At 28.5% G+C, this 16,833-nt stretch carries 18 protein-coding genes; 9 read left to right on the forward strand and 9 right to left on the reverse strand.

Annotated elements, in window-relative coordinates; translation table 11 throughout:
- Window positions 1-7: 7 nt before the first annotated feature.
- Together ACIJYF_RS06415 and ACIJYF_RS06420 are read right to left on the reverse strand one after the other, a co-directional pair.
- The gene (locus ACIJYF_RS06415; protein WP_435116185.1) at window positions 8-1,198 is read right to left on the reverse strand and encodes a class I SAM-dependent methyltransferase; all 1,191 of its coding nucleotides are present in this window, start codon (window positions 1,196-1,198) and stop codon (window positions 8-10) included.
- A gap of 1 nt (window position 1,199) precedes the next feature.
- A complete protein-coding gene (locus ACIJYF_RS06420; RefSeq protein ID WP_435116186.1) occupies window positions 1,200-2,078 on the reverse strand; it encodes a dihydrodipicolinate synthase family protein in 879 nt (292 codons plus the stop codon).
- Between the two features lie 58 nt (window positions 2,079-2,136).
- Between ACIJYF_RS06420 and ACIJYF_RS06425 the strand changes: the two genes are divergently transcribed.
- Window positions 2,137-3,075: a glycosyltransferase family 9 protein gene (locus ACIJYF_RS06425; protein ID WP_435116188.1), complete on the forward strand. Its 939-nt coding sequence runs from the start codon at window positions 2,137-2,139 to the stop codon at window positions 3,073-3,075.
- On the opposite strand, the gene ACIJYF_RS06430 is transcribed toward ACIJYF_RS06425, so the two are convergent.
- The gene (locus ACIJYF_RS06430; protein WP_435116190.1) at window positions 3,068-3,577 is read right to left on the reverse strand and encodes a DnaJ domain-containing protein; all 510 of its coding nucleotides are present in this window, start codon (window positions 3,575-3,577) and stop codon (window positions 3,068-3,070) included. The two genes, ACIJYF_RS06425 and ACIJYF_RS06430, sit on opposite strands and share 8 nt — an antisense overlap.
- 17 nt (window positions 3,578-3,594) lie before the next feature.
- On the opposite strand from ACIJYF_RS06430, the gene ACIJYF_RS06435 reads away from it, so the two are divergent.
- Together ACIJYF_RS06435 and ACIJYF_RS06440 are read left to right on the forward strand one after the other, a co-directional pair.
- Window positions 3,595-5,670, forward strand: a complete 2,076-nt coding sequence (locus ACIJYF_RS06435; RefSeq protein WP_435116192.1) for a S9 family peptidase — start codon at window positions 3,595-3,597, stop codon at window positions 5,668-5,670.
- Between the two features lie 102 nt (window positions 5,671-5,772).
- A complete protein-coding gene (locus ACIJYF_RS06440; RefSeq protein ID WP_435116194.1) occupies window positions 5,773-6,219 on the forward strand; it encodes an Hsp20 family protein in 447 nt (148 codons plus the stop codon).
- Between the two features lie 42 nt (window positions 6,220-6,261).
- On the opposite strand, the gene ACIJYF_RS06445 is transcribed toward ACIJYF_RS06440, so the two are convergent.
- Window positions 6,262-6,540, reverse strand: coding sequence for a hypothetical protein (locus ACIJYF_RS06445; RefSeq protein ID WP_435116196.1), 279 nt, complete (start codon window positions 6,538-6,540; stop codon window positions 6,262-6,264).
- 153 nt (window positions 6,541-6,693) lie between these two features.
- Here ACIJYF_RS06445 and ACIJYF_RS06450 point away from each other — a divergent pair, with 153 nt between their 5' ends.
- Window positions 6,694-8,004, forward strand: a complete 1,311-nt coding sequence (locus ACIJYF_RS06450) for an NCS2 family permease (protein ID WP_435116198.1) — start codon at window positions 6,694-6,696, stop codon at window positions 8,002-8,004.
- A gap of 40 nt (window positions 8,005-8,044) precedes the next feature.
- Here ACIJYF_RS06450 and ACIJYF_RS06455 read toward each other — a convergent pair whose 3' ends face one another.
- On the reverse strand, window positions 8,045-8,563 hold the full coding sequence (locus ACIJYF_RS06455; protein ID WP_435116200.1) for a phosphoribosyltransferase: 519 nt from the start codon (window positions 8,561-8,563) through the stop codon (window positions 8,045-8,047).
- A 43-nt stretch (window positions 8,564-8,606) separates the two neighbouring features.
- On the opposite strand from ACIJYF_RS06455, the gene ACIJYF_RS06460 reads away from it, so the two are divergent.
- The gene (locus ACIJYF_RS06460) at window positions 8,607-8,903 is read left to right on the forward strand and encodes a DUF1330 domain-containing protein (RefSeq protein ID WP_435116202.1); all 297 of its coding nucleotides are present in this window, start codon (window positions 8,607-8,609) and stop codon (window positions 8,901-8,903) included.
- On the opposite strand, the gene ACIJYF_RS06465 is transcribed toward ACIJYF_RS06460, so the two are convergent.
- Together ACIJYF_RS06465 and ACIJYF_RS06470 are read right to left on the reverse strand one after the other, a co-directional pair.
- Window positions 8,890-9,525 (reverse strand): DNA-3-methyladenine glycosylase family protein, encoded by a 636-nt coding sequence (locus ACIJYF_RS06465; RefSeq protein ID WP_435116204.1) that lies wholly within the window; start codon window positions 9,523-9,525, stop codon window positions 8,890-8,892. The genes ACIJYF_RS06460 and ACIJYF_RS06465 overlap by 14 nt on opposite strands.
- The gene (locus tag ACIJYF_RS06470; protein ID WP_435116206.1) at window positions 9,518-10,399 is read right to left on the reverse strand and encodes a DMT family transporter; all 882 of its coding nucleotides are present in this window, start codon (window positions 10,397-10,399) and stop codon (window positions 9,518-9,520) included. Before ACIJYF_RS06470 ends, ACIJYF_RS06465 begins: the two co-directional genes overlap by 8 nt.
- A gap of 34 nt (window positions 10,400-10,433) precedes the next feature.
- Here ACIJYF_RS06470 and msrA point away from each other — a divergent pair, with 34 nt between their 5' ends.
- Genes msrA through ACIJYF_RS06490 form a run of 4 tightly spaced genes read left to right on the forward strand, consistent with a single transcriptional unit; the run spans window position 10,434 to window position 15,823 of the window.
- A complete protein-coding gene (gene msrA / locus ACIJYF_RS06475) occupies window positions 10,434-10,877 on the forward strand; it encodes a peptide-methionine (S)-S-oxide reductase MsrA (protein WP_435116208.1) in 444 nt (147 codons plus the stop codon).
- Between the two features lies 1 nt (window position 10,878).
- Window positions 10,879-11,691, forward strand: coding sequence for a sulfurtransferase (locus ACIJYF_RS06480; RefSeq protein ID WP_435116210.1), 813 nt, complete (start codon window positions 10,879-10,881; stop codon window positions 11,689-11,691).
- Window positions 11,692-11,694: 3 nt separating this feature from the next.
- Window positions 11,695-12,690: an efflux RND transporter periplasmic adaptor subunit gene (locus ACIJYF_RS06485; RefSeq protein WP_435116212.1), complete on the forward strand. Its 996-nt coding sequence runs from the start codon at window positions 11,695-11,697 to the stop codon at window positions 12,688-12,690.
- A 4-nt stretch (window positions 12,691-12,694) separates the two neighbouring features.
- On the forward strand, window positions 12,695-15,823 hold the full coding sequence (locus ACIJYF_RS06490; protein WP_435116214.1) for an efflux RND transporter permease subunit: 3,129 nt from the start codon (window positions 12,695-12,697) through the stop codon (window positions 15,821-15,823).
- Here the strand turns inward: ACIJYF_RS06490 and ACIJYF_RS06495 are convergent.
- Together ACIJYF_RS06495 and ACIJYF_RS06500 are read right to left on the reverse strand one after the other, a co-directional pair.
- Window positions 15,813-16,412 (reverse strand): lytic transglycosylase, encoded by a 600-nt coding sequence (locus tag ACIJYF_RS06495; protein WP_435090017.1) that lies wholly within the window; start codon window positions 16,410-16,412, stop codon window positions 15,813-15,815. The two genes, ACIJYF_RS06490 and ACIJYF_RS06495, sit on opposite strands and share 11 nt — an antisense overlap.
- The gene (locus ACIJYF_RS06500) at window positions 16,393-16,788 is read right to left on the reverse strand and encodes a hypothetical protein (RefSeq protein WP_435116216.1); all 396 of its coding nucleotides are present in this window, start codon (window positions 16,786-16,788) and stop codon (window positions 16,393-16,395) included. Before ACIJYF_RS06500 ends, ACIJYF_RS06495 begins: the two co-directional genes overlap by 20 nt.
- Between the last annotated feature and the right edge of the window lie 45 nt (window positions 16,789-16,833).

Consider the following 16,833-nt stretch of genomic DNA (forward strand, 5'->3'; position numbering starts at 1 on the left):
CAATAAATTATTGATAAATATAGTCTCTTGTTACTGGAGTAGAGGTATAATTTTTTGTAAGTTGAAATTGATATACAACCTGATCACCCCATTTAAATGCCATCTCACAACCAGTTAAATAAAATTCCCACATTCTAAAAAATTTTTCATCAAACATTTGAGTAATTTTTTCTTTATTTTTATTACAGTTTTCTTTCCAGTGTCTTAACGTATGAGAATAATGAAGTTTTAGAACTTCTATATCAGAAACAATCAACCCAGCTTTTTCAATAGGAGTAGTAACTTCACTTAAACTTGGCGTATATCCCCCAGGAAAAATATATTTTGTTATCCACGGATGTGGGTCTCTTGGCGGATTTACTGAGCCAATAGTGTGAACTAAAGCAACCCCATCTTCACTTAACAATTTATCTATCTGATTAAAAAATTTCTTATAAAACTTCCTACCCACATGTTCAAACATCCCAACACTTACAATTCTGTCAAATTTTTCATCAAGTTCTCGATAATCCATTAATTTAAATGTTAACTGATTTTCTAGATTAAGTTCTTTAGCTTTCTTGTTACAATATTTAAACTGATTTTCAGATAATGTTATCCCTGTAACATTACAATTGGCTGCCTTCGCAATATCAACAGCTAAAGAGCCCCATCCACAACCAATGTCCAAAACTTTCTGACCAGTTTTTATATTTAATTTTTTAATTATGTGTTGAATTTTATTATTTTGAGCGTCTTCAAGTGTATTATTTTTATTCTTAAAATATGCACATGAATATTGTCTCTTAGGATCTAAGAATAAATCATATAAATCATCTGAAATGTCATAGTGATGAGATACATTCATTTTAGATTTTTTTATAAAATTAAAGTTTGTTAAATATCTATAAGATCCTCTCAACCTATTTATCAAATAACTGAAAAAATTAAGTTTATTTCTTCCAAAATTCATCAAGGCTAAGTCTAAAAAATCACTCAAACTTCCATTTTCGATTATTATACTTCCATCTGTATAAGCTTCTCCAAAATATAAATCTGGATGAAGTAATAATTTATAGTGAAGTTTTTTATCTAAAATTTTTACTTTAATTGGTTTATCACTCTCTGGAGATCCAATGATATAATTTTTTGAGTATGCATCTTCAAGAATAAAGCCATCGTTCTTAAATACGCTGTTAAGAAATCTAGCTAATTGCATATCAGGCTGCCATTATTGTTTTTGTAGAAAAATTTAATTTTTCTAAATTATCTATTAACTCCTTTTCTTCATTAGAATTTAAAATCGATAATGGTGGTAAAACATTTTTGTAAATTAAATCATTTTTTGAATAAAAAGTATGAAGTCCAGATATCAAATTATATTTTTCAAATGCACTTCTTACATCACAAAGCTTTTGGTTAACTGTTTGTTCTTTTTTGTCAAAAAAATCATCATAGACTTTTCTTGCTAATGCTGATGTAACATTACAAGTAGCTGTGATTATTCCAGTACACCCTAGCTCCAAACCTTTTAACAACTTAGACTCTGATCCTGGCAAAATTGAAAAATTATCTATTTTTAAATTTTCAAAAAGATTATACGAACTATCTTTGACACCAATAATTTGTTTTGGAAATAATTTTACTAATTCTTGAACACATTCTACACTAAATTTATATCCACATAATTTTTCAAAATTATAAAGTACTATTTCACACTCTGGATGTGCATCAATAATTTTTGAGTAAAAATTTATAACATCTTGATCTGAATATTTATAAAACGCTGGTGGCATAATTAAAAATTTTTTAAAATTTAAAGATCTAGCTACACTCACTAAATTTATAGTTTCGCTTAAAGAATTTAAACCGGTCCCAATTATATATTTTTCTTTATATTTACTAGTAGACAATTGATTAAATAAATTAATTTTCTCACTAATTGATATTAACTGAGCTTGACCTGTACTTCCAAAAATTGCTGCCCCATGACAACCTTGATCAATAATTGTTTCTGCATGCTGAATTGTCTTTGAAACATCTAAAGTTAGATCTTTATTAATAACAGACATTGAAGCTGCGTAAATTCCATTTATCATAGTCATAATTTATAATTAAATATAAACTAAATTAAAAAAAAATATTTTAAATAGTTTTATGAAAACAGGAGTTTACTTAAATTATGTAGGTTTGGGAGCTAATCTTCTACATCTAGCCTATTGTCACAAAATTGCTGAAATTTATGGGCCCATAACTCTTATTTCTAATGCAAAAAATCTTGATCAAGCTTTAGAAGACGATCAATCTATAGAGCAGGTAATAACTTTTGATAAAAATAAAAGAATTATTGATATTTTAAAAATTTCATCAAACTTAAAGAAATTAAATCTAGGTAATATTTTTATCTTTTACCCAAGTCCTAGATTGTATTTGGCTGCAAAATTAGCAGGTATTAAAAAAGTATACTGCTATCCATTATTTAAAAAAAAAGATTTACATTTGATAGAAGCTGCCAAAAATTTTACTTGTAGTAGTTTAAAAATTTTAGACTGTAAAACTGAAACAAAAATTAAAATTAGTGAAAAAAAAATTGAAAAAACAAAAAAATTTTTTGATAAGAATAATTTTAATGTAGTTATTGGCGCTGGTTCTTCTGGACCTGATACAAGATGGGGTGAAAAAAATTTTATAAAATTAATCAATCAACTAAATGATAAAGGAAAATTTTTTTTTTATATTCAAGCTGGTCCGGATCAAAAAGATATTACGCATGAAATTATAAAAAATATTGATAAAAAAAATTGTATAGATTTAAGTGATTTATCTATAAGAGAAGTTATGCCTTATTTTGCTTTGTGTGATGCTTATGTTGGTAATGACTCATTTATGCATCATGTTACATCTCAATCTCAAAAACCAGCAATAGTGTTATTGATGAACTCGCCAAAAGCCTATACGGACTATAGTAAGTATTATCACAGAATTATTCCAGACAACATAAGCATTGACAATATTAACCATAAATCTTTTCTCTCCCCAAATTTAATAAGTGTTGAAAAAGTAAAGAACAAAGTTTTAGAAATTAAATTTAAATAGTATTTTTAATTAGTACATCTTTAGCCTGATTTACAATTACAGCCAATCTGTTCAGTTCAGGATTTTTATCAGGATGAATTTTTTTCATTATTTTTTTATAAGAATTTAAAATTTGTTCATCTGTATATTTTTTTTTAGGATCTAAATTTAATATTTCACAAGCTTCTGATCTAGATATAGATTGTAAATTTTTATTTTGATTTTGCGTATTAAAACTAAATCTTCCATAGTTTTTAAGAACCCTAATTAAACTCCAAAATCTTAAAACTTGAAATAAAGTTATTCCAGCCTTAGTTTTAATTAAAGGTAAAATGGCTAAAAGAAAAGGAAGTGAAAATAGATATCTTCCAGCCACCGCAACTAAAACTGCCAATGTAATTGAGCCAAAAATTAGAGATTTTCTAAAAATATTTTTAATTTTTTTTGATTTAGAATTAACAAACCACGTTAAAAAAAGATAAATTAAAATGAAGATTATTATTGTGAGAAAAAAAATATTCATATATTCAAAGTATATCAATGAAAATACCACAACTTAAAAAAAAACCAGAGTTAAAATCATGTCATGATGTTACATGGGAAGATAATTATAGCTGGATACATCAAAAAAATATTTTGGATGTACTTAGAGATAAAAATAAACTTTTACCTGAAGTAAAAGATTATCTTGAAGAAGAAAATAAATATACCGATCATCACCTAAAAGATACAAAACCTATACAAAAAAAATTATTTGATGAGATTAAAGGGAGAATAAAGTTAGATGATGAGTCCCTTCCTTATAAAGATCATACTTACGAATACTGGACCAAGACAACTAAAACTGGCAATTATTCTCTTAAACTTAGAAAAAAAATTAACTCAGATGCAATAGAGGAAATTTGGAATGGAGATAAAGAAAAAGAAAATTTAGGTGTAGAATATTTTGGTGTTGGGGATCTAGAAGTAAGTAATAATGATAAGTACCTTGGATATTCTTTAGACACTAAAGGGTCAGAGTATTACACAATTTTTATAAGAAATATTGAGAACAATGAGATTATTACAAAAGAAATTACTGAAACTTCAGGAGGAATAACTTTTAGCTTAGATGATAAATTTATTTTTTATTCCAAGCTCGATGAAAACCATCGTGCAAGAAAGATTTATAGACATGAAATTGGAAATTTTAAGGATCAAGACCAGTTAATTTTTGAGGAAAAAACTGAAGCATTCACTGTAGGTATAGGTTTTAGTTCAGATGAAAAGTATTATTTTATAAATTCATCTGATCATAATACATCAGAACAATATTATTTTAGTGTTGAAGAAAAGAATCCCGAACCTAAATTAATTATGAAAAGAGAAAAAGGTATTCTTTACTCCATAAATTCTTGGGATGGAAAATTTTATAATCACACTAACAAAAATGCAGAAGATTTTAAAATTGATGTTTCTGATAGCTTAGAAAATCAAGAATGGAAAACATTTATCTCTGCTAGAGATGAAGTTTTAATAGGTGGACTAACATTTTTAAAGGATTGGATTATTCGATCTGAAACTTCTGATGCATTAGATAAGCTATTTGTAAAAAATATCTCAACAGGAATTGAGGAAGAATTAATATTTTCTAATGAAAAAATATATGTGCCAGGTGTTTCTTTAGCGCAGAGAGATCGAAATACTAATGATATATACCTAGGTTATTCATCTCCTAAAACTCCATCTAGAGTTTATTTATATAATCTAGAAAACAAATCAAAAAAACTTGTCAAAGAACAAGAGATACCTTCAGGGCATAATCCAGATGATTACATTGTTGAAAGAGTAGAATATAAATCACATGATGGAAGGTTAGTTCCTTTAACAATTGCTCGACATAAAAAAACTAAAATTGATGGTTCGGCTAACTTGTTACTTTATGGTTATGGTTCCTACGGTAGCTCAATGAGTCCAAATTTTTCCTCTACTAGATTAAGTTTAATTGATCGAGATATCATCTGGGCTACCACACATATAAGAGGCGGCATGGAAAAAGGAATGAAGTGGTGGAAAGAAGGAAAGTTGACGAATAAAAAGAATACTTTTAAAGATTACATATATGCTGCAAAATATTTAATCGACCAAAAATATTCATCAAAAGGAAAAATTATAGGTATGGGAGGATCTGCAGGAGGTTTGTTAATGGGTGCCGTTGTAAATCAAGCTCCAGAATTATTTCTAGGTATCATTATGGCTGTACCATTTGTAGATTCTTTAACAACAAATCTTGATCACTCTCTACCTTTAACTGTTGGGGAATTTGATGAGTTTGGAAATGCTAAAGATAATAAAGAGCACTTTGATTATATATTTTCTTATGCTCCTTATAATAATATTAAAAAAATGGATTATCCTCACATATTAATCACTACTAGCTTAAGTGATAATAGAGTTTTGTTCGATGAACCTGCAAAATTTACAGCAAAATTAAGAGACTATAAAACTGATAATAATTTACTTCTTTTAAAAACAGAAATGAATGCAGGTCATGGAGGAAAATCTGGTAGAGATGGCGCTATTGAAGAAATTGCAATTGATTATGCTTTTGCTTTAAAAATATCTAAAAAAATTTAATTCTCTTAATCTTGAATCATAAAAATTAATGACTATATGAAGTCAGTAAGTCGCCTAATGGGGCTTACATCAATAAACTTGCTTAACAAAAAGGAGAATATTATGACAAGTAAGGATCTATCTATCTTTAACTCACTAAGACCATTTTCAATTGGTTTTGACGACATGTTTGATCAATTTGAAAATATGTTAGGAAATGGAAATTTGACAATGCAGTCAAATTATCCACCTTATAACATCAGAAAAACAGGAAAAGACAACTATGCTATTGAAGTGGCGTTAGCTGGCTTTAATAAAAATGATGTTGAAGTTGAGTTTGAAGATAATTTGTTAACTGTAAGAACTAAATCAGTTAATAAATCAGAAGAAAATAATATGAATGGAGAAATTATTCATAAAGGTATCTCACAAAGACAATTTGCAAGATCATTTACCATTGCTGATGATGTAAAAGTTAATGGTGCTCAACTTAGAGATGGTCTTTTAACAATTTCTTGTGAAAGAATAATTCCAGAACATAAAAAGAAAAAGCTTATAGAAATTAAATAAGTTTGACCTTACTTGCGAGGATTATTTCCTCGCAAGTATTTCTTAAAAACAACCATTAGATACAAACCCAATTACAATTTTATCAGGATTAATCTCAAATCTTCTCTCACAAGGTATTCCATATTTTTTGGTATTATAGATAAACTCAAAATTTCCTTTTGCGTTCTTAAAATCTTCATCTGGTTTTCCTAAATCCATTTGTAAAACACTTGCTGGTTTACTAATGTACTTACTCAGCTTTTCATTTTCTTTTTCAACAATTGAATCTGTTTTTTCTTTAATCGTCTGACAGCCCGTGACCATTAAAATCACAACAGACATTAAAAAAAATAAATTTAATTTTCGCATAAATAGATAGTAACAACTCAATTATGGCATAAATATAAACTCTTAAGTTGAAATTTGTGAATAAACCTTAGTTTTAGAGGGTATTTATCAACAGAATCAAATATTTATTCATTATTAGGAGGACAAATGCTTGAAAATTATTTCAATTATAAAAAACACAAAACAGATTTTAAAACAGAAGTGATAGCTGGAACAACAACGTTCTTAACTATGGCTTACATAATGTTTTTAAATCCATTTATCTTATCGGGAGAATTTGCCGGACCCGAAAAAGGTTTCTTTGATTTCGGCGCAGTTTATACAGCTACAATATTAGCAACAGCACTTGCATGTTTTATAATGGCTTTTTATGGAAAAACTTGGCCAATTGGACTTGCGCCAGGAATGGGAATTAATGCATTTGTTGCTTTTGGAGTTTGTGCGGGGATGGGCTACACACCTCAAGAAGCTTTAGGTGCAGTATTGGTTGCTGGAATATTGTTTTTAATTATATCCCTTACACCAATTAGAGCTTGGTTAATAAACTCAATTCCAAGAAGTCTTAAGTTGGGAATAGGTGCGGGAATTGGATTATTCTTAGCAATTATTGGATTACAAATAATGGAAGTTGTTGTTGATGATCCTGTAACTCTTGTAAGACTAGGTGATCTTAGTAATCCATTAGTACTTTTGGGTTGTGCAACTTTTATTGCAATAATCGTAATGGAAAAGATGAACATAAAAGGAAATATTATTATAGGAATTTTAGTATTTAGTGTTATTGCCTGGGCTGCTGGACTTGCAAACTTTAATGGTATTGCCAGTTCTCCTCCACCAATGACATATCTTTTTGATTTTGATTTATCAGCTGCAATGACTGCAGGGATGTCTACAGTAATATTTACTTTATTGTTTATAGACTTCTTTGATACAGCTGGAACTTTAACTTCAGTTGCTAATGTTGCTGGTAAAGTTGATAAACAAGGAAAAGTTCAAGATATTAATAAAGCTATGTTAGCCGATAGTGTTGGTACAGTTGCTGGCGCTATGATGGGAACTACAACTGTTACAAGTTATGTTGAGTCTGGAGCTGGTGTAAAAGCTGGAGGAAAAACTGGAATGACGTCACTTGTAATTGGTTTATTGTTCTTAGCGTGCATATTCTTTGCTCCACTTGCAACTAGTTTACCAAAACAAATTGATGGTGCAGCTTTACTTTTCGTTTCTGTTCTTTTCGTAAGAAATATAACAGATATAGAATGGGATGATATTGCTGAATCTGCTCCAGCAATTCTAGCAATGATTGCTATGCCTTTAACATACAGTATTAGTAATGGTATTGCTTTAGCATTTGTATCGTATGCTTTAATTAAATTATTTACTGGTAAGTTTTCAACTACTTCACCAGCAATATTTGTTATTGCTATACTTAGTGTTATTAGCTTTGCGGTTGCTTAATTTAAAATTTAATAGGGCTGGTTAATTCTGGCCCTATTAGTTAATTTCTTTTAATAATTTCTTCTATAGATAACTCTTCATAATGTTCAGTTGGTTGAACTATCCATGGATCTGTATCTAATCTTACTGGACAAAAGTCTGGTTCAAATGTTGAAGATTTCTTTTTCCAAAGACAAGCTGTTTTAACTTCTTTAATATAATCTTTGGTTGGACCATAATTTTTCAACCACTCTATACTTTTGTTTAAAGTTAAGCCTGTATCTGAAAGATCATCCACCAAAAGTACTTTATTATAATCTTTATTTTCTGCTAAAGAACTAATTTCCCTTGCAAACATTAGTTGTCCTTGTTTGTCTTCCATACCTTTGCCTGAATAACTTTGGATAACAATATATGCTATCGGTAATTTTAAAATTCTTGAAAGGATATCTAAAATTGGAGCAGCACCTCTCATTATTCCCACTAAAACTGTAGGCTTATATTCTCTATGAATCTCAATTGCTAATTTCTCAACAATTTTGTTATACTCATCGAAAGTGATAATTAATTTATCTGCCATAAATTTTACTATCACAACTAAGAAATTTTAAAAGGGAGAAATCATGAAAAGTTATTGGATCAGTTTATATCTAAAAGTTGAAAATCAAGACAATTTAAAAAAATATGCAGAAGTTGTAACACCAATAATTAAAAGCTTTGGTGGAGTTCCTCTTGTAAGAGGTGGAAAACATGAAACATTTGAAGGAGATGATTTTGTTAGAACAGTTGTTTGGGAATTTCCAAGCTATGAAAAAGCTATAGAATGCCATAATTCAAAGGAATATTTAGCTGGTTGGGATCTAGCAAAAGATACAACAGTTAGGCATATGCAGGTAATTGAGGGATTTAGTACTGAATAGGCTCTGGATCTATGCTTCGCCACAGATACCAAGTTGCAACTGAACAATAAGGTGAAAATCTTTTATTCAATAATTTTACATAACTGTCAGGTGGTAAATATTTTTTTTTATAATTCTTAGAAATAGCTCTTAACAAACCTATATCTTGAACTGGCCAAATATTAGATCGATTGTAAGTAAATAATAAAATCATTTCAGCAGACCATCTTCCTATTTGTCTTAATTGAGAAAGATATAAAATTGCATCTTCATCAGACATTGTAGATATTAGTTTTGGATTAAAAGTTTTATCTAGAGTTTGTTTTGCTAAACTTTGAATTCCTTTTACTTTTAGTTTGCTGAGTCCACATGATTTTAATTGAACAAAAGATAAGGTATTAACAGTTTTGGCATTAATTTTATTATTACATTTTTTTTTAAATCTTAAAAAAACTGAATTAGCAGCAGCAACACTAATTTGTTGACCAATAATACTTTTACACAATGAAAAGAAGATATCTTTTCTTGTAGTTAATACTGCCTCTGATGGAGATTTATATCTTTTTATTAAAGAAGACATTGTCTTATCTTTATTTGATAAATATTTTTTTGCTGTACTCCAATATGTAGGTGATTTACTCATGCCTAGCAACCGATACACTCTTCTTCAAAGTCATCTCTCTTTTAAAAATTATAAATGAAGAAGAAATTACTAGCAAAGCTCCTATTAAGGTCTTTGAAGTAGGTATTTCATCCCAAACTAAATAACCAAAAATTATTGCAAAAATTAATGCTAGGTACTTTAATGGAGAAACCAAGCTTACTTCTGAAAGTTTGTAAGATTGAGACAACCATAAATTTGCCAAACCACCTAAAATTCCTATCATTGAAAGCAATAGTAGATCTATCAAATTTGGTAAAATCCAATTTTGATAAAAAGTAAAAAAACTTAAAATCATTATAGAAAACGAAAAGAAAAAACTAATTAACCAGACTGGCTCCGTTGTAGATAATTTTCTAATTGAAATAGCTACATAAGATAAACCTAAACAAAAAATAATTGGATATATATAATAAAGATTTAAAGAGCTAAAACCTGGTTCTGAAATAACTATGATACCAACAAAACCTACTAAAACTGCTAACCATCTATAAAATCCAACTTTTTCATTCAATAAAAATATTGAAAAAATAGTTGTAAATATTGGGGCAGCAAATGAAATACTAACAACTGTTGCAAGAGGTAAATTTCTTAAAGCAATAAATATTGACATTAATGCAATCAAACCAGCTAAGCATCTTTTTAAATGTAACATTGGTCGATTAGTTCTATAAAAATCAAAGTATCTGTCTTTAGGTATAAGGAATAAAAGAGGTATTATTCCAAAGAAACCTCTGAAAAATAACACTTCTCCAACTGGATATTCATCAGACCACTTAACTATGACATCCATTAATGAAAATGCACATACTGAAATGAACATGTAAAAAAAGCCCAATTGATTTTTAGAGAACATATGGTTAACTTTAAATTAATTAAGTCAATTATCAATGGAAATAGCAATTTTAGGTTTGGGATGTTTTTGGGGACCAGAAATTAAGTTTGGTAAACTTGATGGGGTTGTTAAAACAGAAGTGGGTTATTGTGGAGGCAATAGAAGTGAAACAACATATAAAGAGGTATGTACCGGAACTACTAATCATGCTGAAGTAGTAAAATTAGACTTTGATCCAAAAATTATTTCTTATGAAAAAATTTTAAAATTTTTTTTTGAAATTCATGACCCAACAACTTTAAATTCTCAGGGTCCAGATTTTGGAAGTCAGTATAGAAGTGAAATTTTTTATTTAAATGATCAACAAAAAGAAATTTCAGAAAAAGTAATTAAAAAAGAAAATATTAAATTTTCAGGAAAAATTGTAACAAAAACTTCTTTGGTAAAAAATTATTGTCCAGCAGAAGAATATCATCAAAAATATTTAGAGAAGAGATAGTATGTCTTTAGTTGATACGAATTGGTTAGAAAAAAATATCCATAATATAAAAATTATTGATTGCTCCTGGCATATGCCACAAACAAATAGAAACGGTTTTGGGGAATATCTAAAAGAACACATACCAAATGCAATTTTTTTTGATCTAGATAAGAATTCAAAAACAAATACTGACCTGCCCCACATGCTAACAGATTTAAATTCATGGGAAAAAATTATGGGAGATATGGGTATTGAAAATAAAGATGAAATTGTAATTTATGATAATTCAGATGTAATAAGCTCATGTAGGTGTTGGTATAACTTAATTTACTTTGGACATGATCCAAAACTAGTTCATATTCTTGATGGTGGATTTAAGAAATGGAAAAAAGAAAATAAAATTATAAACAATAAGGAAGTAATCACTAAAAATTCCATCTATTCATGTAAAGAAAATATAGAGCTTGTTAAAAGTAAAAAACAGATAGATGAAAATATTAATAAAAATGATTTCAATGTCATTGATGCAAGAAGTATAGAAAGATTTGAAGGTAAAGTTGTAGAACCTAGAAAAGGTTTAAGAAGTGGATCAATAAAAAATTCTTTTTGCTTGCCTTTTAAAGAGTTAATTAATGATGACCATACATTTATCAGCAATGATAAAATCTTAGAAAGATTTAAATCATTAAACTTTGACTTTGATAAAAATCTTGTATTTTCATGTGGCTCAGGGGTAACTGCGAGCGTATTGGCTCTAGCTTATTCTTTAATAAATGATAAGTATATGCCGACAATTTACGATGGCTCATGGTCAGAGTATGGGAGAAACTAAAATATGAAAAGATCAACTAAAATAATTTCAATAGTAATAATATTTTTTTTCATAATTACAGCTGTGATTGTTGCAAGAACAATGATTGGCAATCATTTTAAAAAAAAATTTAGTAAAAGACCTCCTCCAGGAATAATTGTTAAGGTTATTGAGCAAAAATTATTTCAAAATACAATTGAAACATTTGGAACCGCAGTTCCAGCACAAATTAAATCCTTTAACATTGAAAAATATGAAATATTAGAACCAATTAAATTTAATACAAAAGTTAAAACAGGAGATGTAATTGCGAAATTAAAGAATAGAAACATAACTACTTCTTTCGATGGAATTATTGGTAAACGAGATTTTTCTAACGATATAGACGTATCACAAAGCTCAATTATATTAAATTTAGAAGATACTTCAATTCTGTTCGTTGATGTAGATATACCTGAAACATTCGCACTGTATGTAAAAAAAGGTCAGAACGTAGATATAAAATTTTCTGGAAATGCTCTTAAAAATTATCCCGGAACTGTAGAGTCTACTGCAAGCAGAATTGATACAAACAAAAGATCTTTGCCGGTAAGGATTAAACTTAATAACCCTAATAACGAACTTTTATCTGGGTCACTATTAGAAGTATCTATTAATTATAATGAAAGAAATTCATTAAGTATTCTTGATACTAGCCTGATAATGGAAGGTGATAATGTTTATGTATATAAAGTAGATAAAGAAAATACTGTAAAAAAAGTACCAGTAGAAATTGGACTAAGAAAAAAAGGAATTGTAGAAATCAAATCTGGTCTTGAAGATGGTGACACGGTGGTTGCCGAAGGTTTAAAAAAAACAAGACCTAATGGAAAGATTAAACCAATTAAATATGGCTCAAAACAAAAAGCATCAAGTTGGAAAAAAAAAGGTAAGCCAGCTAAAACTGAAACAAAAAAAAGTAAGTTTGATTGGTTAAAAAAATTAAACCCTTTTAAAAAATCTGAGACAGAGAAAAAATAAATAGATGTACATCACTGAAGTAAGCATAAAACGACCTGTTGTTGCATGGGTTATGTCTTTAATTCTGATTGTATTTGGTTTATTTGTTTACTCAGAACTACCTGTTAGAGAGTTACCAGATGGTTTGCAACCACCTGTGGTCCAAGTCAAAGTTGATTATAAGTCTGCATCAGCTCCAATTATCGATCAAGAAATAACACAAGTAATAGAGGATGTCATAGGAGGTGCAGAAGGAATTAAAAATATCAACTCTAAGTCTGAAAATGGAAGAAGCAGTATTAACATAGAGTTTGATACAGATATTGAGCTTGATGATGCTGCAAATGATATAAGAGAAAGAGTAGCAAGAATAGTAGATGCTCTTCCCTCAGAAGCAGATGCCCCACAGATATTAAAACAAGCAGCTGGTTTCACTACAACAATGTGGCTATCAGTTTCTTCATTAACCTGGTCTGATTTAGAACTTGGCGATTATGCAGATAGATATTTAGTCGATGCTTTTTCAAGTGTAAAAGGTGTTGGAAGAATTCTACTTGGAGGGCTTAGAGAATTAAGTGTAAGAGTTTGGATTGACCCTATCAAATTAGCTGCAAATGACATGACTATTCAAGAAGTCGAAAATTCACTAAGAAATGAGAATATAAGCTTGCCTGCAGGCACTTTAGAAGCAGATAATATAGATTTAACAATTAACTTAGATAAATCTTATACAAATATTGATGAATTAAAATTTTTACCAATTAAAAAAACAAAAGATAAAATTGTAAGATTATCAGATGTTGCAAATGTAGAATTAGGTCCTGTTTCTGAAAAAACATTATTTAAATCTCAAAGTAAAAATAATTTGAATCAAAAAACAGTTGGGATAGGAATTTACGCAAAAAGTGGTGCCTCAACAGTTGAACTATCAAATGAAATTCAAAAAAAGATTAAAGAAGTTAGAAAAACTTTACCCGACAGTCTCAAGTTAGAAGTTTCATTTAATAGAGCCACATATGTTAAAGCTGCTATTGATGAAGTTTATAAAACTTTAGCGATTGCATTTATTTTGGTGGTAATAATAATCTATTTATTTTTGGGAAATATAAAAGCAGTGATCGTTCCTGCTGTTGCTCTGCCAGTAAGCTTAATTGCATCATTTTTAGGTATTTATCTATTTGATTTATCAATAAATATTTTTGTACTTCTTAGTTTTATACTTGCGATTGGAATTATAACTGATGACTCAGTTATTATGACTGATGCAATTTATAGAAGAATAGAAAATGGGGAAAGCCCTTTGATTGCGGCTTACAAAGGCTCAAAACAAATTACCTTTGCCATTATTGCAACAACTTTAATTTTACTTGCTGTATTCATTCCATTAATTTTTATTAAGGGAATATCTGGAACTTTATTTAGAGAAACTGCTATAGCTCTATCATTTTCTATAGTTGTTTCATCATTCGTTGCATTAACACTTTCACCAATGTTGGGTAGTAAGTTTTTAAATAAAAAAACAAGTTCTGGTTTTTTTGTTAGAAAATTTAATGTTTTTTTTCAAGGTTTTTCTAATTTTTATAAAGAAACATTAAATTACTGGTTAAATAAAAAGAAAACGATAATAACATTTATTATTTTAATTATTGCAGGTTCTGTTGCTTTATTCATGTACACAACTAAAGAACTTCTTCCAAAAGAAGATAGAGGTGTTTATTTGGTCATTGGATTTACTGATGAGGGAAGTTCTTTTGATTACACGCAAGAAAAAGCTCAAGTAGTAGAAAAGAGATTGCTTCCCTTACTTCAAGCTGAGAATAGTCCTTATGATAAATTTATAATGAGAGTTCCAGGTTTTGGAAGCTCTGCAAATTCATTTAATAGTTTTATTATTATTGCTTTACTTGAAGACTGGAAAAAAAGAGAAAAAGATGCAATGACAATAATGCGACAGGCTATTGGTAAAATAGTAACTGTACCTCAAACTTTAGCATTTCCAATTTCACCCCAGGCCATAAGGGTATCTAATTATAATAAACCAGTTCAAATGGTAATTTTAGGAAGTACCTATGATGAATTAGAAGAAATTCAAAATGAAGTTATAAGTAAACTAAGAAGAAATAGAGGACTATCTAGAATTGAGTCAGACTATAATAGAAACAAACCAGAAGTAAAATTAGTTATAAATAAAAATAAAGCTAAGGATTTAGGAATATCAACTAAATCTATTGGCCAAACATTAGAGACACTATATGGTGGCAAAAGAGTTACTACGTTTAATAAACTAGGTAAAGAATATCCGATTATTCTTCAACAATATCTTTTTGATAGAAAAGATAAAGATAGTCTAAGTAAACTTTTTGTAAGATCTAACATAACTGGAGAATTAATCTCATTATCAAACTTAGTTGACCTAAGAGAAGAAGGCTCAGCAAAAGTATTGGCAAGATATGATAGACAAAGAGCTGTAACTATTTCTGCAAATATAAATGAAAATTATTCTTTATTTGAGGCAATTGAATATCTGGAAAATATAATGGCAGAAGTAGCACCCACTAATCAAATTACTTGGAAAGGTGAGTCTGAGGAAGTTAAAGAAACAACAAATGAACTTTATATAATTTTTGCCCTTGGTTTACTAACTGCTTATTTGGTAATGGCTGCTACGTTTAACTCTTTTATTCATCCATTTATAATTATGCTAACTGTACCATTGGCTGTTTTTGGAGGACTGGTATTTATTTTATTCTTGAATAGTTCAATAAATATTTTTTCTCAAATTGCTTTAGTAATTCTTATTGGTATATCAACCAAAAATAGTATTTTGATTGTTGATTATGCAAATCAAATAAGAACTACTGGAAAAAAGATAGAAGACTCAGTTAAAGAAGCTTGTATATTAAGATTTCGACCTATTATGATGACATCAATAAGTACCATGATAGCAATGATGCCTTTAGTAATTGGAAATATAGGACCAGGCGCTGGTGAAGCATCTAGACTAGCTGTTGGAGCAACTATTCTTGGAGGAATGATAATTTCTACTTTCTTTACATTATATGTAACACCAACAATGTACCTAACACTTGCTAAAAATACTAAAAGAATAGACTCGGTTGATTTAGAGTTAAAAAAAGAATTATCTAAAAAATAATATATTTGTTTCTACTCAATGAATTGCTACATTCTTTTAGTTGTTTTTTATAAACATTAGATTGTTTCTCAACTCTTTTTGCTAAGTTAATTATTTTTTTATTTTTTTTGTAATGTTTGTAATTTCCCCATCCCTCATGATAAGCAACATACTGTTTAAAAGCATCAGTTTTAGATATATCTAAAATAGAACTGGACTTGCTTGTATACCACCCAATAAAATCAACACTATCCTTAAACCTAGTTCTGACTGCAAGTTTATTTCCTGTTTCTTTTTTATATTGCTCCCAAGTACCATTCACAGCTTGAGAATATCCAAATGAAGTTGAAGGTCTTTTATAGGGAATTACTTTAAAAAGTTTTTGTCTAGGGGGTTTTGCAAGCCAATCAAAATCTGATTCCATTTTTATAATAGCGAGCTGTAAATAAAGAGGGGTTCCCCATTTTTTTTCTGATTTACTTGCATGCTTAAACCATAGATATCTTTCATTAAATATTGAACAACTATTTGAAGTATTCTTTGGTATTGAAGAACAGGCAGAAATTAATAACAGTATTATAAATAAAATTTTAATCTTTATAATTTTCATATTTTCTATAAAAAAAATTAATCGTTAAAACAATTGATACCCCAAGTAAATTTCCAAATAAATCAGATAATTCAAAGCTTCTTACAGGAATAAATATATGTAATATTTCTAAAATTATTGAAAGAAGAATTAAATATAAATTTAAAAAATTTAATTTATTTGAATTTTTATAAGTAAATAAACCAATGATAGACAATAAGCCAAAAGCATAAAGGTGGTTTGTAGAGACTAAAAAATCAGGAGTAATTTGTGGATCATATTGACAATTATTAAATAAAAAACATCCTATAAAGCTACCTGGATATAGATATAAAACTAGTAAAATAAAATTAGATAGATAAAAAATGAATTTATATTTTGAAAAAAAATTAATCATTAATTGTATGATTATATTTTATAAATTAAATTAAGAGATTAACAA

The sequence above is a fragment of the Candidatus Pelagibacter bacterium nBUS_49 genome, from assembly GCF_051200925.1.
Taxonomy (GTDB): Bacteria; Pseudomonadota; Alphaproteobacteria; order Pelagibacterales; family Pelagibacteraceae; genus Pelagibacter.